Source organism: Amycolatopsis suaedae, assembly GCF_004214935.1.
Classification (GTDB): Bacteria; Actinomycetota; Actinomycetes; order Mycobacteriales; family Pseudonocardiaceae; genus Amycolatopsis; species Amycolatopsis suaedae.
The window spans coordinates 62,878-83,492 of sequence record NZ_SFCC01000016.1 but is presented as its reverse complement, the minus strand read 5'-3'; the positions used below and the strand labels follow the sequence as shown (position 1 = coordinate 83,492).

Here is a 20,615-nt window from a genome sequence, read left to right as displayed (position 1 = left end):
GGCCACCGGTGTCCCGGCACGGTCGGGTCGTGACCTCCCTGACGACACAGCTGGCCGCATCACCGTTCACCGCCGAACTCGACGCCCGGCTCGCCGCCGTGGAGACGTCACTGCGTGACGTCCTGCGTCATCCCGGCTCGGCGTTTCTCACGCAGGCCGCCGGGCACCTGATCAACGCGGGCGGCAAACGCTTGCGGCCGACCGTGGCGCTGCTGGGCGCCGCGTTCGGCCCCGAACCGGACGGGGACGCCGTGGTGACCGCGGCGACGGTGGTGGAGCTGGTGCACGTGGCCACGCTGTACCACGACGACGTCATGGACGAGGCACGCCTGCGGCACGGGGTACCCAGCGCCAACGTCAGCTGGGGCAACCGGACCGCCGTGCTGCTGGGCGACTACCTGCTGGCCAAGGCGGCCGAACTCGGCGCGGGCCTGGGCGAGCAGGCCCTGCGGCTGCAGGTGCTGACGCTGTCCCGGCTGGTCCGCGGGCAGGTGCTGGAGACCGTCGGGCCGCGCCGGACGGTGGTGGCACCGGCGGAGTGCCTGGCGGTGCTGGCCGACAAGTCCGCGTCGCTGATCGCGATGGCCGCGCGGCTGGGCGCGATGGTGGCCGGCGCGCCCGCGTGGGTCGCCGGCACGCTGGGCGAGTACGGCGAGCTGCTCGGGCTGGCGTTCCAGATCCACGACGACGTGCTGGACGTCTGCGCTCCCACGGCGACGCTGGGCAAGCAGGCCGGAACCGACCTTCGCGAGGGTGTGGTGACCCTGCCGGTGCTCTACGCGCTCGAACGCGACGACCGGCTGCGCGGCCTGGTCACCGGCGGCTCACTCGACGACCCGCAGTCCCTGGCCGAGGCGCTGGCGCGGGTGCGGGCGTCGGACGGCCCGGCGCGGGCCGCCGCCGAGGCGGCGGGCTACGCCGGGCGGGCCCGGCGGCTGGCGGAGAGCCTGCCCGCACATCCCGCCCGGGACGTGCTGTGCCGGCTGAGCGAGTTCGTGGTCAGTCGCTCTCACTGAGGTTTTCCGGCAGGAACCGCAGGATCCCCAGCATGGCCTGCTCGTCGACCGCCGCGGGGTCGGCTTCCTCGCAGGCACGCAGCCGGGCGAGCAGTCCGGCGGTGTCGATCCCGGTGCCGATCAGCACGAGCTGGGTCCCGGGCAGCCCGGCACCCCGGTCCAGCCGCAGGAACGAGCCGACGGTGTGCAGGGTGTACCGCAGGCCGCCGCCGGGCTGTCCGAAGTGGACGAACCCCTTGACCCGGTACAGTCCGGCCGGCCGGTCGGCGAGGAAACGCTGGAACCGCCGGGGATGCAGCGGGACCCCGGTGGTGAACTCGACCGTGTCGTAGGCGGCGTGGGCGTGTCCGGCGTGGTCGTCCTCCTCGGCCAGCAGGTCCTGGAAGGACAGTTGCCGCGCCTCGTCGTCGCGGCGGCCGGCCGGGATGTCGAACAGCAGCGCCGGATCGACCCGCCCGTGCTCGACGGGCAGCACCGGGACGCCACCGGCCAGCTCGCCGACCGTCGCGGCCAGCTCGGCGCGGCGCGGGCCGCCGATCCGGTCGGTCTTGTTCAGCACCACCAGGTCGGCGAACTTCAGGTGCTCGGCGAGTTCGGGATGCCGCTGCCGGGTGGCGTCGAACTCGGCCGCGTCGACGACCTCCAGCAGGCCGCCGTACTCCAGGGCGGGGTTCTCCGACGCCAGCAGCATGCGGATCAGGCCACGAGGCTCGGCCAGCCCGCTCGCCTCGATCACGATCACGTCCAGGTCGGCGTCGGCGAGGGTGGCGAGCATGGCGTCCAGCCCGCGGGCGTCGACCGCGCAGCACAGGCAGCCGTTGGCCAGCGACACCGTGGAGTCGACCTGCCCGGCCACCGCCATGGCGTCGATGTTGATGCTGCCGAAGTCGTTGACCAGCACCCCGATGCGCACCCCGGAGGCGCTGGTGAGCAGGTGGTTGAGCAGCGTGGTCTTGCCCGACCCGAGAAAGCCGGCGACGAGGACGACGGGTATCGGCTTGCGCGGCATGGCCGTCATCGTACTGACCCGGGGCCGACCCCCAGGCCGGCGCGGACGGTGCACGCGACCTTCCAGTGGTGCCGGGCCCGGCGCCGGTCACCGAGATCGTCGTAGGCGTCGCCGAGCCGGTGGTGCGCGACCGCCTGCTCGAACGGCTCCCTGGTGGTGACGCTGGTGGCCAGCGCGCGGTGGTGGTACTCGACGGCGGTGCCGGCGTCGCCGGTTCCCCGGCTGAGGTCACCGAGGTTGTTGAGCGTCTCGGCCTCGTGGCTGCGGTTGCCCGCCGTGCGGGCCACGTCGAGCGCGTGCTGGAGGTGCTCGCGGGCCACCGGCAGGTCGCCGAGCCGGTGGTGGGCGACACCGAGGCCGTTGAGGGCGTTGCTCTCCACATAGCGGTTGCCGCTGCTGCGGGCCAGTGTCAGCGCGCGGGTGAACATCTCGCGGGCCCGGGCGGGTGCGCCGTCCCGGCAGTGGATGAGGCCGAAGTTGTTCAGGGCGTGGGCCTTGACGTGCAGGTTGCCGGCGCGCTCGGCCAGTTTCAGGCCCTGCTCGCTGAAGTCGGCGGCGCGGCCCAGGTCGTCGAGGTACCAGTAGACCATGCCCAGGTTGTCCAGGTTGCAGCCTTCGATGTCGCTGTCGCCGATCTCGCGGGCCAGGGCGAGGCCGCGCCGGTGGTGCTCGACGGCGTCGGTGTAGCGGCCGAGCCGGGTCGCGGTGCAGCCGAGGAGGTGCTGGGCGTAGCCCTCGATGTCGACGTGCCGGTGCCGGTGCGCCACCTCGGCGGCGGCCTCGAACCGCCGCGCGGCGTCGACGTACCAGCCTCGCCGCCAGGACACCAGCCCGAGCGCGTGCAACGCGCCGGCCTCACCGCGGTCGTCGCCGGCGTCCCGTGCCGAGACCAGCGCGGCCGTGTGCAGGCAGCGCGCGTCGTCGTGGTACCCGCGCAGGTCCAGGTAGTGCCGCAGGGTCTGCGAGAGCTGCCCGCCCACCTGCAGCCGGTCGTCCTGGGCCAGGGCGAGCAGGTTGCGGCGCTCGGTCTCCAGCCACGACAACGCCTCGGCGTAGGTGCTGAACGGGCTGTGCTCCCCGCCCAGCAGCGTGTCCGCCGCCCCGGCGGCAGTCCGGAGGTAGAAACCGGCGAGCCTCCGCACCGCGGTGTCCACAATGGACTGATCGGCGTGCTCGGCGGCGTGCAGCCGGACCAGGTCGTGCAGCTGGTAACGGCCCGGTTCGCGCTCGTCGACCAGGTGCACGGCCAGCAGGTCACGCAGCAGGACGTGGGCGCGTCCCGGCGGCACGTCGAGCAACCGCCCGGCGGCGGCGACGCCGATGTCCGGGCCCGGCGTCACCCCGAGCAGGCCGAGCAGGGTGGCCGCGGGCCCGTCGAGCACGCGGCACGATCCGGCGAGGACCCGGCGCACGCTGCCCGCCGGTTCCCCGGTGGCCAGCGCGTCGAGCCTGCCGGACTCGTCGGCGAGCTCGGCGGCCAGCGCCGCCAGCGGGAACGCCGGATGTGCCGCGGCCCGCGCGGCCGTGATCCCGAGCGCCAGCGGCAGCCGCCCGCAGCGTTCGACCAGCTCGGCGGCGGCCTCCGGCTCGGCGTCCACCCGGCCGGCGCCGGCCCGCCGGCGCAGCAGCTCCAGCGCCTCGGACGCCGGCAGGACGCCGAGGTCGACCAGGCCGGCACCGTGCCCGGTGGCCAGCCCGGTGAGCTGGTGCCTGCTGGTCACCAGCACGACGCAGGTGGGGCTGCCCGGCAGCAGGGGCGCCACCTGTGCGGTGTCGCGGGCGTCGTCCAGCACGATCAGCATGCGCTTGCCGCTGACCAGGCTGCGGTACAGCCCGATCCGGGCCTGCTGCTCGTCCGGGACCGCCGCCGGTGCCACGCCGAGCGAGTGCAGCAGCCCGCGCACCGCCACGGCGGGCGGCAGCGGCCTGCCGGAGAACCCCTCCAGGTCGACGAACAGCTGCCCGTCCGGGAACGCGTCGAGATGGTCGTGTGCCCAGCGCGACACCAGCCAGGTCTTGCCGACGCCACCCCCGCCGGTCACCGCGATCACCGGCGTGCCAAGGGCGCCGATCCGGGCCAGCGCGTCCGCCCGCCCGGTGAACCCGTTGGGCGGCGCGGGCAGCTGCCGCGGCGTCGGCAGGGTGGCCGCCGCCCGGGGTGCGGTGAGCAACGCGGGGTCGGCGACGAGGATCCGCTGGTGCAGCTCGCGCAGCTCGGGTCCGGGGTCCGTGCCGAGGTCCCCGACCAGCCTGGTGCGGAACCCGCGGTAGAACTCCAGGGCGTCGGCCTGCCTGCCGCCTCGGGTCAGCGCGACCATGTACTGCCCGGCGACCCGCTCGTCCAGCGGCAACCGCGCGGTACGGGCGGCCAGCTCCGCCAGCACCTCGGTGTGCCTGCCGTGCCGGAGTTTCAGGTCGACCAGGTCGCAGGCCGCCGTGACGCGTTGCTCGTCGACTGTGGCGCGGACGGAGGCGAGCCAGGGCGTGTCCGTCCCGGCGCAGAAGTCGTCCCTGGCGAGGTCCGCGGCCTCCTCCAGCAGTCCCATCGCCGTGTCGTCGTCGGCCCGGCCCGCCTGGACCAGCAGGTGCCGCATCCGGTGGATGTCCACGCTGAGCGGGTCGACCAGCAGCGTGTAGCCGCCCGCGCGCCGCCCGATCCGCACGTCCGGCGCCCCGGCCAGCGCCTTGCGCAGGCGTGAGAGGTAGGTGTGCAGTGTGGCGCGGGCGCCGTCGGTGGCCTCGTCCGCCCACACCCGCTCGATCAGCCGCTCGGCCGGGACGGGGTGATTGGCCTCGTACAGCAGCACCGCCAGCACGCATCGCTGCCGCGGGTGCCCGACCGCCACCGGCCGGTCACCGAGCCTCATCTCTACATGTCCGAATGTCACGAACGCTGTGCTCATCGCGGTCCCCTCAGACCCACCGACCTGGACTTTGTAGCACCTCCGCGACACCGGTACACCCGAAACGGCCCAGTTCACGCGATCAGGAACAAGATCGAGTTCAAGAATCCGGTAAGAACCACGGCTTAGCCTCACCGCCATGTCCCAAGGATTCGCGGTCGACACCGACGCGGTGAGCCGCTACATCGCGAAGGTCGAGAAGGCGCTGGTTCTGCTCCGGCCGTCCTACCAGGCGCTCGTCGACCACGACCCGCAGAAGACGGCCACCTGGCTCGAGGACCTGGCCGGGAAGCCGCCGGAACACAGCGGCGGGCCGCAGGATTTCCACCGCGCCTGTGAGGCCTTCGTCCGGGAGTCCGTGCAGCTCTACTTCGAACTCATGGAGAAGTTCGGTTACGCGCTGGGCAACCTGGAAAAAATCGTGTCGGCAGGCAACCAGGCGATGGCCGCCTACCGGCAGCGCGATCAGGAGGCCGCCGAAAGGCTGAACAAGATCCTCCGGAAACTGGATTGAGGTCACCATGACTCCACCCCCGAATCGGGACGGCAAGCCCCGGCGTGCCGAGTACCTCGGCTACCTGGGCCGCCCGGACGTCAATCTCCTCGGCAACGAGAAGCTCGCCGCGGCGCCCGAGCTCGGCTCGTGGATCGAGTGGCTGCTCTATCCCGAGGAGCACATCGGCGCGCGCACCGTCATCGACGAGGAGGGGGTCCGTTCGGAGCAGGACTGCAACATCCCGACGCTGAAGACCGAAACGTCCCCGCCGCCGCCCAACGAGCACGACCCGTCGACCATGCCGGACCGGAACGGCAGGCTTCCCGGCTGGAACGTCGCGCACTACTACCCGTACGAATCGGTGATCGAACGCTGGGAGTTCTCCCCGTTCTTCGGCTATCAGAGCGCGGTGTCCACCCAGAAGGTCGAGAGACCGGACGCCCTGTTCAAGAGGGCCGCCATGGGGCTGGCCGCCGCGAAATGGAGCACCGACGATTTCAACCACCAGATCACCGGGGTTCCCGAGGACGGCTGGAAGGGGCACAACGGCGGCACGTTCGAGATGCTGGCCGGCGAGGCCGCGGACATTCTCGCCAAGATCCCGGAGATACTCAACGGCCGGTTCCTTCCCGCCCTGGCCGAATACACGGTGACCATCGCGAAGACCAGGGATTCCCTCAACCGGTCGACCGGAGACGTGATCAAGGCCTTCGACAGCAAACTGCCGAAAGAATCCGACGGGTCGGCTCTCGCGTTCGCCATCGCGTTCATCGCCGGCGAGGTGAAGGGAAAGATCTTCGACAAACTGCCTGCCTGGCTGGCCGGACCGCCCGGGGTGATAACGAAGGCACTGATGGACGAGGTGTGGACCACCGTCCTCGGCGCGGTGACCCCGAAGAAGGAGACGAACGGCGAGACGGCTCGGGACAGGTCGGGCGACCCGTGGAGCGAGATCGCCACCAGCTACCACCGCGGCCAGGCCGACATCCTCGCCGTGGCGACCAGGAAGATGGAGGAACTCACCACCGCGGTGAACTCGGCTCGCCTCGAGCTGGGCAACGTGGTGCTGTGACGGCACGCTGGCGGGACAGTTGACCTCCAGCTTGGTTCAGCTTCTAGCGTCGCCGGTATGAGGAGTTACCCCGACGCCGAGATCGCCGGTCAGCCGGCCGGATACTGGACCGGCGTGGCGCACCGCGCCGTCATCGGCCACATCCGGGCCGCGCTGGCCAGGGAGGACCTCACCCAGCCGCACTGGTGGGTCCTCAACCAGGTGGCCGCGTCGCCCGGAACCTGGACCAGGGCGACGCTCGCCGAGCGGCTGGCCGGCTTCGCCGACACCGACTTCACCGCCGTCGCCGGCAATCTGGTCGACCGCGGCTGGCTCGCCGACACCGGGACGCTGCGCCTGACCGAGGCGGGCGAAGCCGGCCGGGCACGGGCGAAGGCACACACCGCGGACGCACTGGACCGGATCCACGCGCACATCAGCACCACCGACTACGTCACCACGGTGAACGTCCTGCGGCGCATGGTGGACAACCTCGGCGGTGACTCGAACCTGCCCTGAGTCACGTTGACAGCCGACGCGCGGCTTTGACACCCTGGCCGTACCGGGGCCGAGAGGCGCTGCGACGGGCACCGCCCGCCACGCTCGGCCCGGATCCCGATCGACAAGGGCGCCTCCTGACCCAGGAGGTGCCCTTTCTTCGTTCCCGCCACCGTCCTGGCCATTCGAGCACGATCGGAGAATCCTGATGAGCGCGACCCTGCGCACCAGTAACAACGTCGAGTACGCCGTCGCGGACCTGTCGCTGGCCGAGTACGGCCGCAAGCAGCTTCGCCTCGCCGAGCACGAGATGCCCGGCCTGATGGCGATCCGCCGCGAGTACTCGGCCAGCAAACCCCTTTCCGGCGCCCGCATCGCCGGCTCGCTGCACATGACGGTGCAGACGGCCGTGCTGATCGAGACGCTGGTCGAACTCGGCGCCGAGGTGCGCTGGGTGTCCTGCAACATCTTCTCCACGCAGGACGAGGCCGCCGCGGCGGTCGTCGTCGGCCCGGACGGCACCCCCGACAAGCCCGAGGGCACGCCGGTGTTCGCCTGGAAGGGCGAGACGCTGGACGAGTACTGGTGGTGCACCGACCAGCTGTTCCAGTTCTCCGGTGGCCGGGGACCGAACATGCTGCTCGACGACGGCGGCGACGCCACCCTGCTGGTGCACAAGGGCGTCGAGTTCGAGAAGGCGGGCGCCGTTCCGCAGCCCGCGGCGGACGACCCCGAGGAGTACGGGATCATCCTGCGCACGCTGCGCGACAGCATCGCCGCCGACCCGAAGCGGTTCACCCGGATCGCCGAGGAGATCCGCGGCGTCACCGAGGAGACGACCAACGGCGTCAAGCGGCTGTACAAGCTGGCCGCCGACGGCACGCTGCTGTTCCCGGCCATCAACGTCAACGACTCGGTCACCAAGTCCAAGTTCGACAACAAGTACGGCATCCGGCACTCGCTGGCCGACGGCCTCAACCGGGCCACCGACGTCATGCTCGGCGGCAAGCTGGCCGTCGTCTGCGGCTACGGCGACGTCGGCAAGGGCGCGGCGGAGTCGCTGCGCGGCCAGGGCGCCAGGGTCGTGGTAACCGAGATCGACCCGATCTGCGCGCTGCAGGCGTCGATGGACGGCCTGGAGGTCGTGCACCTCGACGACGTGGTGTCCCGGGCGGACATCTTCATCACCACGACCGGCAACACCGACATCATCATGGCCGAGGACATGGCCAAGATGAAGCACAACGCGATCGTCGGCAACGTCGGCCACTTCGACAACGAGATCGACATGGCCGGGCTGGCGAAGATCGACGGGATCCGCAAGGTCGAGATCAAGCCGCAGGTGCACGAGTGGGTCTTCCCCGATGGTCACGCCATCCTGGTGCTGTCCGAGGGCAGGCTGATGAACCTGGGCAACGCCACCGGGCACCCCAGCTTCGTGATGTCGAACTCGTTCGCCAACCAGACCATCGCGCAGATCGAGCTGTTCACCAAGCCGGGTGAGTACGAGCGCGAGGTCTACCGGCTGCCCAAGCACCTCGACGAGAAGGTCGCCAGGCTGCACCTCGACGCGCTGGGCGTCCGCCTGACCACGCTGACCAAGAAGCAGGCCGAGTACCTCGACGTCGACGTGGCCGGCCCCTACAAGCCGGACCACTACCGCTACTGACGCACCAACGGCCCACGGCACGTGAAGTCCACCTTCACCACGTCTGACGTCAGGGTTCCGGCAAAGTCCGGGTGCTGTGTGTCCCCAATGTGGCATTGGGGGAGTTCAAGTTCCCCAATGCCACATTGGGGAACTTTGCTGGGTCTCTTTCGTGGTGACGGCTGCGTCTGCTGGGCCGGGTGTGACTGGTGAGGCCGCGACGGCGGGGCGGGATGTTCGTGAAAGCCACCTTCACGGCATCAGACGCCAGGGCCCCGGCAAAGTCGTGGGCAGCGTCGGCCTGGGGCCGTCGGCAGGGGTGCTGTGGTTGCGTGTCGCGCAAGTATGGTGCCGTTGGTGGCGGCGGGGTGCGGGGGTGTTGTCTCGTTCGTGGCGACGGGTGGGGTGGGTGTGCTGGCTGGTGCCGGTGTGACAGGTGTGCCCGCGTGACGGGTTCGCGTCAGGTAGGTGAAGGCCACCTTCATCACGTCTGGCGAGAGGAACTCGGCTTTCACGCGATCCCAGGTGTCCCGCTGGCATCGCCAGTCACGGCAGCCCCACCAGCCACACCCGTAAGGCAGCAAGGGAGCTTTACTTCCCTTCTTCGCTAGTAAAGCTCCCTTGCTCACCCCGGCGCCCGACTTTGCCGGGACCCTGACGTCTCACGTGGTGAAGGTGGCCTTCACGTGCTTCCCGGTGGCGCGATCATGAAAGTTTCCTCATCATCACTTCATCCGGCTCTTTCGTGCCGGGTGGAGGGTGGAGCACATGAGTCGCACACCGCGGATCCTCGCGCTGGTGGCCGCGCTCGCCCTGCCGGTCGGCGCCGTCGTGGCGCTGCTGCTCGCCGACCCGGAACCGCCGAAGCAGCCGCCCACGGTGCGCATCGGTGAGTCGGCTGGCCCGGCACCGTCCACCGTGACCTCCGGTCCGCCGCCCCCACCGAGCACCTCGACGTCCAGCCCTGCCCCTCCCCCGCGCACCGTGCTGCCGCCACCCCCGCCGGTCGACGATGACGACGACGATGACGGTGGCGATGACGACGGCTGAACGACCCCGCCGTCCCGGCACCCGGATCCCGGCGCGGGTCCGCATCATGGGGTGGTTCGTCCTGGTCATGGCCGCCGGCCTGACCGCGCTGGTGCTGCTGGTCGCCGAGTTCGAGTACGACGCCGTGGACGACCGCGTCAACCGCAGCCTGGAGCAGGACGCCGAGGAGTTCCGGCAGTTCGCCAGCAACGGCAACGACCCGGTGACCGGCCAGCCGCTGCGGGACCCGGAGACGGTCCTGAAGCGGCACCTGGCCACCCAGTACACCGACCCCGCCGAGGTGCTCACCGGCGCGGTGGCCACACCCGCCGGGCTGCGCAGCTTCAGCCAGGGCTCCGCGGGCAAGGGCGTCGACGTGCCGGTCGAGCAGATCATCACCGCGCCCGCCTCGATCGGCACGGTGTCCACGACCGCGGGCGAGCTGCGCTGGTCCAGGGTGGACGTGCTGCCACCGGGCAGCGGCGGCCATCCGGTCGGCTGGTTCATCAGCGGGTACTTCACCGACGCGGCGCAGGCCGAGGCCGCCAAGACCGTGCGCACGCTGATCGGCATCGGCCTGGTCGCGCTGGTGCTGGGCGCGGGCATCTCCTGGTTCGCCGCCGGGCAGATCCTCGCTCCCGTCCGGACGGTCCGGATGGCCGCGGCCCGCCTGACCGAGGACGACCTCACCCACCGCATCCCGGTCGACGGCCGCGACGACATCGCCGCGCTCGCCGAGCAGTTCAACGCCATGCTGGACCGGCTGGAGACCGCGTTCCGCACCCGGCAGGAGTTCCTCGACGACGCCGGGCACGAGCTGCGTACCCCGATCACCATCGTCCGCGGTCACCTGGAACTGCTCGGCGACGACCCGGCCGAACGGGCCGAGGTGGTGCGCCTGTGCACCGACGAGCTCGACCGCATGGCCCGCATCGTCAACGACCTGCTCCTGCTGGCCAAGGCCGGCCAGCCCGACTTCGTCAGTCCGGAGTGGACGTCCGTGCCCGACCTCACCTCCGACCTCTACGCCAACGCCAGGGCCATCGCCACCCGCGACTGGACACTGGAGGCGATCGGCGAGGGCGAGGCGTGGCTGGACCCGCAGCGGGTCACCCAGGCGGTGCTCCAGCTTGCCCAGAACGCCGTGCAGCACACCGAGGAGGGCGCCGCCATCCGGATCGGGTCGGCGCTGACCCGGGGCGCGGTGTCGTTCTGGGTGACCGACACCGGGCCCGGGGTGTCGCCGGAGGAGGCGCCGAAGCTGTTCGAGCGGTTCAAGCGCGGCGAGTCCTCGGCCCGCGGCAGCGCGGGCGCCGGCCTGGGCCTGGCCATCGTCAAGGCCATCGCCGACGCCCACCACGGCCGGGTCCGCATCCTGTCCGAACCGGGCGCGGGCGCGACGTTCGGCATCGAACTACCGGCCGCCCCGGCCGGCGTACTGGAAGAGGTGACACCTTCGTGAGCCGGATCCTGATCGCCGAGGACGAGCAGCGTATCGCGTCATTCGTCGAGAAAGGACTGCGCGCCAACGGATTCACCACGACGGTGGTGGCCGACGGCGACTCGGCGCTGGCCAACGCCGTCGGTGGCGAGTTCGACCTGGTGGTGCTCGACCTCGGACTGCCCAAACGGGACGGTTTCGCCGTGCTGCAGGCCATGCGCCGGTCCGGCGTGTCGACGCCGGTGATCATCCTCACCGCCCGCGACTCGGTCGGTGACACGGTCGCCGGGCTGGAGGGCGGCGCCGACGACTACATGACCAAACCGTTCCGGTTCGAGGAACTGCTGGCCCGGGTACGGCTGCGGCTGCGCTCCTCCGGTGCCGCACCGGAGCTGACGGTGTTGCGGCACAACGGAATCTCGCTGGACCTGCGTACCAGGCGGGCACAGACCTCCGAGGGCACCACCGACCTCACCGCCCGTGAGTTCTCCCTGCTGGAGCTGTTCCTGCGTCACCCGGGGCAGGTACTGTCCCGCGAGCAGATCCTGTCCCACGTGTGGGGCTACGACTTCGACCCGGGGTCCAATGTGGTCGACGTCTACGTCCGCACGCTGCGGCGCAAGATCGGCCAGGACCGCATCGCCACCGTGCGGGGGATGGGTTACCGGCTGGCCTGACCGGCGGGCAGATGAAGACCACCTCATCTGCGATTCACGGGTGGTTCAGCAGCCGGCCGCACTCTGGTTTCCATGACCAGGACCGCCTACGCCACCCAGCCGCTGCCCCGGCCGGTACAGCCGCGGCGTCCGCATCGGACGGTGCACCGCTGGCTCGTACCGCTGGCGGCGTTCGCCGGTGCGCTCGGACTGCTCTACGCCCTGCTGCCGGGGCCGCAGTCCGGCCTGCCGCATGCCGGGAAGATCACCCTGGTGGTGTTCGCCGCCGCGGTGCTGGCGTGGCTGTCGGGCAAGGTCGACGACACGTTCGTCGGGCTGGCCGCGGCCGTCGCGCTGGTGCTGGCCGGTGTGCTCAGCTCGGGTGACCTGTTCGCCGCACTGGGCGGGGAGACCATCTGGCTGCTCATCGCCGCGTTCGCCCTGGCGGCGGGACTGACGGCGACCGGGCTGCCGACGCGGGCGGCCATCCTGCTGTGTGCCCGCGCCCGGTCGCCACGCCGGCTCGTCCACCTGGTCACGGCGGCGCTGGTCGGCACCGCGCTGGCCGTCCCGGCGACCTCAGGGCGAGCCGCGCTGGCGCTGCCGGTGTTCCTGGCGCTGGCCACGGCGCTGGCGGACCGGCCGAAGCTGGTCAAGGCGCTGGCGCTGACGTTCCCGACGGTGATCCTGCTGTCGGCGGTGGCGAGCCTGATCGGCGCCGGTGCGCACGTGATCACCAGCACGGTGCTCGCCACGCTCACCGGCAGCGGGATCTCCTACGGCTGGTGGCTGCTGCTCGGGCTGCCGTTCGCCGTGGTCAGCTCCCACCTGGCAGCCGAGCTGGTGCTGCTGCTGTTCACCGACCGCGCCACGCGGGTCCGGCCCCTGCGGCTGGACGCCGACCAGCTCGCCGCCGCGACCGGCGTCGGCGTCCGCGGGCCGCTCACCGGTGCGCAGTGGCGGGCGCTGGCCGTGCTGGCCGGGGTGGTGCTGCTGTGGTGCACCGAGTCGGTGCACAACCTGTCCCCCGCGCTGGTGGCGTTGCTCGGTGCCGTGCTGGTCACCGCTCCGAAAGTGGGGACGGTGACGGTGTCCGACGCGGTGGACGCGGTGCCGTGGTCGCTGCTGCTGTTCATGACCACCACGACGGTGCTGGGTGCGGCACTGAGCACCTCGGGGGCCGCGGCGTGGCTGGGGGACGCCGTGTTCGGCGGCGCCGCCGGGTCGCCGCTGGCGGTGCTGGCACTGGTCGTCGGGGTGAGCACCGCGGCGCACCTGGTGCTGCAGTCGCGGTCGGCGCGGTCGTCGGTGATCGTGCCGCTGGTGGTGCCGCTGGCGATGGCCGCCGGGATGAACCCGGTCGCGCTGGCGTTCGCCTCCACCGTGGCCGCGGGCTTCTGCCACACCATGCCGTCCTCGGCCAAGCCGGTGGCGATGTTCGCCGGAACGTCGGCCTTCGGCAAGGCCGACCTGCTGCGGGTCTCCGCCGTGCTCGCTCCGCTGTTCGTCCTGCTCGTCCTCGGGTTCGCGCTGGCCGTCTGGCCCGCGTTCGGCCTTGCTCTGCGATAGGAGAAACCATGACCACCACCACTCCCCTGCGGTTCGTGATCGCGCCCAGCGGGTTCAAGGAGTCGCTGGCCGCCGAGGACGTCGCCGCCGCCATGGCCGCCGGTGTGCGGCGGGTCGTGCCGGGGGCCATTGTGGACACCGTGCCGCTGGTCGACGGCGGCGAGGGATCGGCCCGCACGCTCGCCGAGGCGACCGGCGGGCGGCTGGTCCCGGTCGTGGTCACCGGGCCGGTGGGCGAGAGAGTCCCGTCGCACTTCGCCGTGCTGGGCGGCGACGGCCCGCGCACGGCCGTCGTGGAGATGGCGGCGGCGGCCGGGCTGCGGCTGGTGCCGAGGGACCGGCGCGACCCCGGGCTCACCACCACCTACGGCGTCGGCGAGCTGATCCGCGCCGCGCTGGACGCGGGCTGCGAGCGGGTGCTGGTCGGCTGCGGCGACTCCGGCACCTGTGACGGCGGCGCGGGCGCGTTGCGTGCCCTGGGCGCGCGGATCCTCGACGAGGCGGGCAACGAGCTGGGGCACGACGGTTACGACCTGGTGCGGGCCAAGGAACTCGATGTGTCCGGTGTGGACCCCCGGCTGGCCGGGACCGAGGTGCTGGTGGCCTGCAACCCGCACAACGTGCTGACCGGCGAGTCCGGCGTGGCCGAGGTGTTCGGCCCGCAGAAGGGCGCCGACGCCGAGCAGGTCGCGGCGCTGTCGACGGCGATGCTGCGCTGGGCCGAGGTGCTCAGCGCCCACGCCGGCACCGACCTGACGCTGGCGCCCGGCTCGGGGGCGTCCGGCGGGCTGGGCGGCGGGCTGGCCGGGGTGCTCGGTGCCCGGCTGCTGCCGCGGTTCGACGTGCTGCTCGACCACGTCGACCTGGACGCGCGGCTGGCCGCGGCCGACCTGGTGCTCACCGCCGAGGGCGCCATCGACTACCAGACGCCCCGCGGCAAGGTCCCCGCCGAGGTGGCGCGGCGGGCGAAGCGGCACGGCAAGCCGGTGATCGCGCTGGCTGGCACCATCGGCCGCGGCGCGCGGCGTACCCACGACACCGGCATCGACGCCTTCGCCGGCATCCTGGCCGCGCCGATCGAGCTGGCCGAGGCGATGGAGCGCGCGGCCGAGCTGGTCACCGACGCCACCGAGCGCGCCCTGCGCCTGGTCCTGGTCGGCGCCGCCCTCGCGGTGTCGTAGGTGCGCCGGGCAGTCAGAGCGTCGCGATCTTGCAGGCGGTCTTGGCGTGGTCGCCCGTGACTCCGAGGCTGACGAGCTTGACGATGCAGCCGGTCTGGCCGCCGGCACCCCCGCCTGCCGCGCCGTCGCACGCGCCCACTACCCCTTTGCCGATGACGTAGCCCTGATTCCGCAGGAACTTCACGCATTGGCCGGCGGTCGCCTGCGCCGGTGCGGCGGCGGCGAGCGACAGGCCCGCGGCGGCCAGGACAGTGGCGGCGGCAGCCGCGATCCGCTTCGTGGTGAGCAAGGTGGTCCCCCTTGTGACTTCCGGTCGTGAACTTGATCAGGGCACGACGCTAGCCATCCGCTCTGGACAGGATTCTTGAGCGAATCTGGAAGTTGATCATTGCCCGCACGGCGAAGTCGGGTCGCGCTCAGGCGAGGTGGCTGGTCTCGAGCGTGGAACTCGTGTACCGGAACGTAGAACTCGCGTGCCGGAGTGCAGAACTCGCGTGCGTGAGCGCAGAACTCACGATGTGGACGCCGGTTCTCACGTGGTGCCGGTCGCCCGCGCGAACGGGCCGCTCGCGCGAGTTGTCCGTTCCCGCCCCGCGAGTCCACCGTTCCCACCCCGCGAGTTGACCGTTCACACCCGCGGGAGTGGTCAACTCGGGGGTGCGGAGGGGTGGACTCGCGGGGTGTGGGCGGTGGACTCGCGCGTCAGCGGGGAGCCAGCGGGGCGCCGGGGGTGAACGCCAGCTTGGCGAAGCGTTCGCCCATGCGGCGGTGGGTGGCCGCGTCGGGGTGGAGGTTGTCGGGCAGGGGCAGCTCGGCGAAGTCCGCCTCGCCGTACAGCTCGCGGCCATCCAGGTAGTGCAGCGCCGGGTCCGCCCGCTGATCCACGATCCGCTCCAGCTCCTCGCGGACGACGGCCAGCGTCAGCTTGCCGCCGGCCACCTCGGCGGGGTCGCCGGTGGCCCGGAACACCACCCGCTCCCCGGTGAAGTCCGGCACGATCGGCCCCGGCGTGTCCTCCTGGATCGGGCAGTACACCGGCGAGACGACCAGCAGCGGCACGTCCGGGTGACCGTCGCGGATGGTGTCCAGGAACCCGTGCACCGCAGGGCCGAACGCCCGCAGCCGCATCAGGTCGGCGTTGACCACGTTGATGCCCAGCTTGACGCTGATCAGGTCGGCGGGCGTGTCCCGCATCGCGCGCGCCGTGAACGGGTCGAGCAGCGCGCTGCCGCTCATGCCCAGGTTGACCAGGTCGACGCCGCCGAGCGACGCCGCGAGCGCGGGCCACGTCGTGGTCGGACTGGCGGCGTCGGAACCGTGGCTGATCGAGCTGCCGTGGTGCAGCCACACCGGGCGGTGCCCCGGCACCGGCTCGACGGGCGCGTCCGTCCGCAACGCGCCGAGTTCGGTGGATTCGTTGTGCGGCAACCAGATCTCGACGTCCTTGACCCGGCCGGGCAGACCGGCGAACCGCACGGTGCCACCGCTGCCGGGACGCAGCTCGAACGTGCGCGCGGCCATGTCGATGACCAGCGCGTTGCCGCCGGGCACGGTCTGCTGCCCGGTCAGCTCGCCGTCGACGAGCAGGTCGTACACGCCGTCCGGCCGCGGCGGAACACCGGCGTAGACCCGCTTGGTGGGCAACGTGTCCAGCTCGACGACGGTGGCCCGGGTCCGCAGCACGAGCCGGACGCCGGACGGCTGGGACTCGGCCATCGCGAGCTGCCCGTCGGCGCACTGCGCGCGGGCACGGGCCGGCAACCGGTGCGGCAGCAGGCCGAAATCGGTCTGCTCCAGCTCCAGCGCTCCACGCAGGAGGCCGGGTGTGATGGGGGTGGTGATCATGTCTCGGTCCGTTGGTCGGGCCAGTTGCGTAACAGGGCGTCGAGCGCGTCGAGGATCCTCGTCCACGTCTGCTGGGTGTCGGGGGCGCTGTGGTCGAACCCGCCTCCGAGTTCCAGGCTGACGTAACCGTGGAAGACGCTGCCCAGCAACCGGACGGCGTGGGTCTGGTCCGGCCCGGTCAGGTCGTAGCCGCGCAGGACCGCCCTGGTCAGCTGCGCGTGCCGCATGCCGGCGCTGGCGGCGGCCGTTTCCGGGTCGAGCCTGAGCTGGGCCGCGGCGTAGCGGCCGGGGTGCTGCCGGGCGTAGTCGCGGTAGACGCCGGCCAGCGCGGCCAGTGCGTCCTTCCCGGACCGGCCGGCCAGCGCGTCTGACGCCCGGTCGGCCATCTCCTCCAGCGCGAGCAGCGCGATCCGGGTCTTGAGGTCACGCGAGTTCTCCACGTGGGAGTACAGGCTCGCGACCTTGACGTCGAACCGCCGGGCCAGCGCCGAGACGGTGACCTGGTCGAACCCGACCTCGTCGGCCATCTCCGCACCGGCCCGCGTCAGGCGTTCCGCGGTGAGTCCAGCTCGTGGCACCCCTCAAAGCTAACACCTTTAGGAAACTGCCGCCATCTTTTAGGCGCCGGAAAGTTTCCATCCGGAAGCCTTGTCTCCACGTGAACCGCTCTGCATACTTTTGTTTCCGGCGACAACAAAGGTCCCCGTCCCCATGAGGTGAGGTCAATGACGACGTCCCCTGCCCGTACCCGCCGCTGGACCCGGCTCCGGCGCGCCCTCGCCCCCGCGCTGGTCGCCGCCGCGGCCGTCACACTCGCGGCACCGGCCGCGCAGGCCGCGCCCGCGGTCACCTTCGCCGACGAGTTCAACGCCGGCGCGGGCGCCCCGGTCGACGGCAGCAAGTGGCAGCTGGAAACCGGCGACAACGTCAACAACCGCGAGCTGCAGTACTACACCAACAGCACCAGCAACGCCGCCCACGACGGCAACGGCAACCTGGTGATCACCGCCCGCAAGGAGAATCCGGCCAACTACAACTGCTGGTACGGCCGGTGCGAGTACACCTCGGCCCGGCTCAACACCGCGGGCAAGTTCACCCAGACCTACGGCCGGTTCGAGGCCCGCATGAAGCTGCCCCGCGGCGCGGGCATGTGGCCCGCGTTCTGGGCGCTGGGCCAGGACATCGGCAGCGTCGGCTGGCCCAACTGCGGCGAGATCGACTTCATGGAGAACATCGGCCGCGAGCCCAACACCGTGCACGGCACGCTGCACGGCCCCGGCTACTCCGGCGCGGGCGGCATCGGCGCCGCCTACCACGGCCCGGTGTTCGCCGACGGCTTCCACACCTTCACCGTGGAGTGGCGGCCCAACCAGATCCAGTGGTTCGTGGACGGAAACCACTACCAGACCCGCACTCCGGCGGATCTCAACGGCAACCGCTGGGTGTTCGACCACCCGTTCTTCATGATCCTCAACCTGGCGGTCGGCGGTAACTGGCCGGGCCCGCCCGACGGCAACACGCGGTTCCCGCAGCAGCTGGTCATCGACTACGTCCGCGTGACCAACTGAACCTCCGGTAGCCGGGTTCGCGGTTTCAGCACCACCAGCAGAACCGCCAGCGCGGCGACGCAGCCCGCGAGCAGCCAGCCGGCCGCTCGCGGGCCCGCGTCCCGGACCAGTACCCCCGACAGCAGCGCGACCGGCAGGAACACCAGCCAGCTCAACGCGCTGACTCCGGACGCCACCCCGGTCCGCACGGTCGACGGCACCGCGTCGTGCAGCAGCCGCAGCACGTGGATGGTCACCACGGCCGTCGCCAGGACGAGCACGACCTGCGCGACGGTGAACCACACCGCGCCGCCACCGGTCACCAGCACCGCACACGCTCCGGCCAGCAGGGCGAGCAGCCCGGCGAGCACCGGAAGCCGGTGCAGCGCGAAACGTCCGGCCAGCAGGCCGCCGAGCCCCAGCATCGACTCCAGCACCGCCCAGTACGGCCCGTACAGCACGGCGGGCAGTGCCACGGCGACCAGCCACAGTGGACCGAACTCGAAGACCAGCTGGGTCACCGTCGCGCTGAGCATCGCGGCCAGCACCACCGGAACCAGCCGCCCGCCACCAGCCATCGCCCGCCAGGTCGTACCGAGATGCGCACGCAGCGTCCCGCGTTCGGACCGCCTGTGCAGCACCGGCTCGGCGAACCGCAGATAGGCCACAATGGACAGCAGCGCGAACGGCACGCTCAGGAAGTAGGTCACCCGGGGCGAGGACAGCTCGGCGACCCAGCCACCCGCCAGCGAGCTGGTGACCAGCGCGACCGCCTCCAGCGACCGCACCCTGCCGACGCGACGCTCGAACTCGCCGCTGCCGCCCGTCTCCTCCAGCACCGTGTCGTAGACGACGGCGTCCACCGTCCCGGAGAACAACGCGAAGTACACGCCGAGCGCGAGAACGCTGGCGATGTAGCTGGTCACGCCGGTGCTCAGCCCGCCGGCCAGCGTGCACACCGACAGTGCCACGCTGGACAGCACCAGCACGCCGCGGCGGCTCCACCGGTCGGCGAGGATCCCGGAGAACACCTCGACCACCGGCACCACCGCGGCGTAGGCGGCGGCCATCAGTCCGATCTGCGCCGCGTCGAAGCCGATCTCACTGAGGAACAGCTTCTCCACCGGCAGCCACAGCATGAATCCTTGCGCCAGCACCCCCAGGTGCAGCGGCAACAGCCTGCTTGTCAACGTCATGGCGGTGCAGTGTCAGCGGCACCGCCGGGCGTTACGCGTCGCGGCCGGATTTCTTCCGGAACGCGGACAGCAGCGTGGCGCGGGCGGGTTCCGGCAGGTGATCCTCGGGCAGCTCACCCAGCGCCGAGACGGTGGTCCGCACCTGGTCGAGGTAACGCCCGCAGCCGTCGCACTCGGCGAGGTGGTCGACGAACTCCCGCTCGGCCCGCGGGTCCAGTGCCCCGTCGAGGAACTCGGTGACCAGCTCGACGAACTGCTCGCAGCGCAGCTCGCTCATCTCGGCCTCCCTTCCCCTGCCGCCGCGAAGTACGTGGCCAGCTCCGCCCGCACGGCGGCACGGGCCCGGTGCAGCAGCACCCGCTGGTTGGCCGCCGACAGCTCCAGTATCGCGCACACCTCGGCGGAGGTGTGGCCCTGCACGTCCCGCAGCACGAGCACGGCGCGCTGACGTTCGGGCAGCCCGGCCAGCGCCGTGGCGATCCGGTCGCGCACCTCGGCGCTCAGCGTGTGCTGCTCGGGGGTGGGCCACGGCGCGGGGAGCTCGCGCCAGTGCCCGGAAAACGGCTCGCCCGGCCCGGCGAAGGCCGCGGGGTCGACCGTCGGGCCGAGGCTGCTCAGCGGCACCGTGCGGGACTCCCTGCCGCCCCGGCGTTTGGCCGTGTTGATCAGGATCCGGTACACCCAGGTCCGCAACGACGAGCGGCCCGCGAAGCCGTCGAGCCCGGCGATGACCGCCAGCCAGGTCTCCTGCACCACCTCGGCGGCCGACTCGGGGGTCGACACGTAGACCCGCGCCAGCCGCAGCATCCCGGCCGACCAGGCGTCCAGCACCAGCGCGAACGCGTCGTCGTCGCCTGCCCGCAGCCGGGGCAGCAGGGTCTCGTCGGGAGGGACGCTCACTCGAGCAACCGGGCGATCGCCGTGCGCGCCCTGGCCGGCGCGGCGGGGTCGCGGTGCAGCCGCAGCGCGTAGTTCAGCGCCAGCAGGTGCCCGGACAGCTCGAACACCACCTGGTCGGAGTCGGTCCCGGCGGGCAGCTCCCCCGCCGCGACGGCGAGGTCGACCTGCCGCCGCAGATCCCGCTCCCACACCCACGCGAGCCCGGCGACGGCGTTGCGGACCGGGCCGGAGCGGTCGTCGAACTCCGAGGCCGCCGCAGTGAAGAAACACCCGCCCGGCAGCACTCCACGCTCCACATAGGACACCCAGGACTCGACCAGCGCCCGCAGCCTGCGCAACCCCTCGGGGGCACGCTCGGCGCGGCCGACCACCTCCCTGCCGAACAGCTCGGCCGCCGCGTCGACGACCTCCAGCTGCAGGGTCTCCTTGGACCCGAAGTGGCCGAGCACGCCGGACTTGCTCAGTCCCAGGTCGGCGGCGAGCCTGCCGATGGTCAGCCCCTCCAGACCCTCGACCGAGGCGATGCGCAGGCCGGCCTCGACGATCGCCTCCCGGGTCTGCCGGGCGTGGGCGAAGGAGCTGCGTGGACTCACCGGGTCAGTATATCCATGGAATAGAGTCCGACCGTTC

The 20,615-nt window shown here is 71.7% G+C and carries 19 protein-coding genes, 1 pseudogene and 1 riboswitch; of the genes and pseudogenes, 11 read left to right on the top strand and 9 right to left on the bottom strand.

What is annotated here, in order from left to right:
- The first annotated feature begins 29 nt into the window (after positions 1–29).
- Positions 30–1,016, top strand: a complete 987-nt coding sequence (locus tag EWH70_RS28195; RefSeq protein ID WP_240687275.1) for a polyprenyl synthetase family protein — start codon at positions 30–32, stop codon at positions 1,014–1,016.
- Here EWH70_RS28195 and EWH70_RS28190 read toward each other — a convergent pair.
- Together EWH70_RS28190 and EWH70_RS28185 are read right to left on the bottom strand one after the other, a co-directional pair.
- A complete protein-coding gene (locus EWH70_RS28190; protein WP_165436451.1) occupies positions 1,000–2,025 on the bottom strand; it encodes a CobW family GTP-binding protein in 1,026 nt (341 codons plus the stop codon). The genes EWH70_RS28195 and EWH70_RS28190 overlap by 17 nt on opposite strands.
- Before the next feature lie 5 nt (positions 2,026–2,030).
- Positions 2,031–4,892: an AfsR/SARP family transcriptional regulator gene (locus EWH70_RS28185; protein ID WP_165436450.1), complete on the bottom strand. Its 2,862-nt coding sequence runs from the start codon at positions 4,890–4,892 to the stop codon at positions 2,031–2,033.
- 175 nt (positions 4,893–5,067) lie between these two features.
- Between EWH70_RS28185 and EWH70_RS28180 the strand changes: the two genes are divergently transcribed.
- The 9 genes from EWH70_RS28180 to EWH70_RS28140 all read left to right on the top strand — a co-directional run bounded on the left by EWH70_RS28180 (position 5,068) and on the right by EWH70_RS28140 (position 14,497).
- Positions 5,068–5,442, top strand: coding sequence for a hypothetical protein (locus tag EWH70_RS28180; RefSeq protein ID WP_130478561.1), 375 nt, complete (start codon positions 5,068–5,070; stop codon positions 5,440–5,442).
- A 7-nt stretch (positions 5,443–5,449) separates the two neighbouring features.
- Positions 5,450–6,496, top strand: coding sequence for a hypothetical protein (locus EWH70_RS28175; protein WP_130478560.1), 1,047 nt, complete (start codon positions 5,450–5,452; stop codon positions 6,494–6,496).
- Between the two features lie 57 nt (positions 6,497–6,553).
- Positions 6,554–6,994 (top strand): MarR family winged helix-turn-helix transcriptional regulator, encoded by a 441-nt coding sequence (locus EWH70_RS28170; RefSeq protein ID WP_130478559.1) that lies wholly within the window; start codon positions 6,554–6,556, stop codon positions 6,992–6,994.
- 45 nt (positions 6,995–7,039) lie between these two features.
- Positions 7,040–7,116, top strand: a riboswitch (S-adenosyl-L-homocysteine riboswitch).
- Positions 7,117–7,181: 65 nt separating this feature from the next.
- Positions 7,182–8,642: an adenosylhomocysteinase gene (ahcY, locus tag EWH70_RS28165; RefSeq protein ID WP_130478558.1), complete on the top strand. Its 1,461-nt coding sequence runs from the start codon at positions 7,182–7,184 to the stop codon at positions 8,640–8,642.
- Between the two features lie 747 nt (positions 8,643–9,389).
- A complete protein-coding gene (locus EWH70_RS28160) occupies positions 9,390–9,671 on the top strand; it encodes a hypothetical protein (RefSeq protein WP_130478557.1) in 282 nt (93 codons plus the stop codon).
- Positions 9,658–11,112: a sensor histidine kinase gene (locus tag EWH70_RS28155; RefSeq protein ID WP_130478556.1), complete on the top strand. Its 1,455-nt coding sequence runs from the start codon at positions 9,658–9,660 to the stop codon at positions 11,110–11,112. The genes EWH70_RS28160 and EWH70_RS28155 overlap by 14 nt, the downstream gene beginning before the upstream one ends.
- On the top strand, positions 11,109–11,768 hold the full coding sequence (locus tag EWH70_RS28150) for a response regulator transcription factor (RefSeq protein ID WP_130478555.1): 660 nt from the start codon (positions 11,109–11,111) through the stop codon (positions 11,766–11,768). The genes EWH70_RS28155 and EWH70_RS28150 overlap by 4 nt, the downstream gene beginning before the upstream one ends.
- A gap of 72 nt (positions 11,769–11,840) precedes the next feature.
- Positions 11,841–13,316, top strand: coding sequence for an SLC13 family permease (locus tag EWH70_RS28145; RefSeq protein ID WP_130478554.1), 1,476 nt, complete (start codon positions 11,841–11,843; stop codon positions 13,314–13,316).
- A gap of 8 nt (positions 13,317–13,324) precedes the next feature.
- Positions 13,325–14,497, top strand: a complete 1,173-nt coding sequence (locus EWH70_RS28140) for a glycerate kinase family protein (protein ID WP_130478553.1) — start codon at positions 13,325–13,327, stop codon at positions 14,495–14,497.
- 13 nt (positions 14,498–14,510) lie between these two features.
- On the opposite strand, the gene EWH70_RS28135 is transcribed toward EWH70_RS28140, so the two are convergent.
- The 3 genes from EWH70_RS28135 to EWH70_RS28125 all read right to left on the bottom strand — a co-directional run bounded on the left by EWH70_RS28135 (position 14,511) and on the right by EWH70_RS28125 (position 16,920).
- Positions 14,511–14,786, bottom strand: a complete 276-nt coding sequence (locus EWH70_RS28135; protein WP_130478552.1) for a hypothetical protein — start codon at positions 14,784–14,786, stop codon at positions 14,511–14,513.
- Positions 14,787–15,199: 413 nt separating this feature from the next.
- On the bottom strand, positions 15,200–16,342 hold the full coding sequence (locus EWH70_RS28130; protein ID WP_130478551.1) for a GDSL-type esterase/lipase family protein: 1,143 nt from the start codon (positions 16,340–16,342) through the stop codon (positions 15,200–15,202).
- Positions 16,339–16,920, bottom strand: coding sequence for a TetR/AcrR family transcriptional regulator (locus EWH70_RS28125; protein ID WP_130478550.1), 582 nt, complete (start codon positions 16,918–16,920; stop codon positions 16,339–16,341). Before EWH70_RS28125 ends, EWH70_RS28130 begins: the two co-directional genes overlap by 4 nt.
- A 147-nt stretch (positions 16,921–17,067) precedes the next feature.
- Here EWH70_RS28125 and EWH70_RS28120 point away from each other — a divergent pair.
- A pseudogene (locus EWH70_RS28120) lies at positions 17,068–17,907 on the top strand (glycoside hydrolase family 16 protein); the annotation flags it as partial.
- Here the strand turns inward: EWH70_RS28120 and EWH70_RS28115 are convergent.
- The 4 genes from EWH70_RS28115 to EWH70_RS28100 form a co-directional block, all read right to left on the bottom strand.
- Positions 17,889–18,959 (bottom strand): MFS transporter, encoded by a 1,071-nt coding sequence (locus tag EWH70_RS28115; protein WP_338078619.1) that lies wholly within the window; start codon positions 18,957–18,959, stop codon positions 17,889–17,891. The pseudogene EWH70_RS28120 and the gene EWH70_RS28115 overlap by 19 nt on opposite strands.
- A gap of 157 nt (positions 18,960–19,116) precedes the next feature.
- Positions 19,117–19,362: an anti-sigma factor family protein gene (locus EWH70_RS28110; protein ID WP_240687274.1), complete on the bottom strand. Its 246-nt coding sequence runs from the start codon at positions 19,360–19,362 to the stop codon at positions 19,117–19,119.
- Positions 19,359–19,985, bottom strand: a complete 627-nt coding sequence (locus EWH70_RS28105; protein ID WP_240687273.1) for an RNA polymerase sigma factor — start codon at positions 19,983–19,985, stop codon at positions 19,359–19,361. The genes EWH70_RS28110 and EWH70_RS28105 overlap by 4 nt, the downstream gene beginning before the upstream one ends.
- Entirely contained in the window at positions 19,982–20,578 is a 597-nt protein-coding gene (locus tag EWH70_RS28100) for a TetR/AcrR family transcriptional regulator (RefSeq protein WP_130478547.1), read from the bottom strand. Before EWH70_RS28100 ends, EWH70_RS28105 begins: the two co-directional genes overlap by 4 nt.
- Positions 20,579–20,615: the final 37 nt, after the last annotated feature.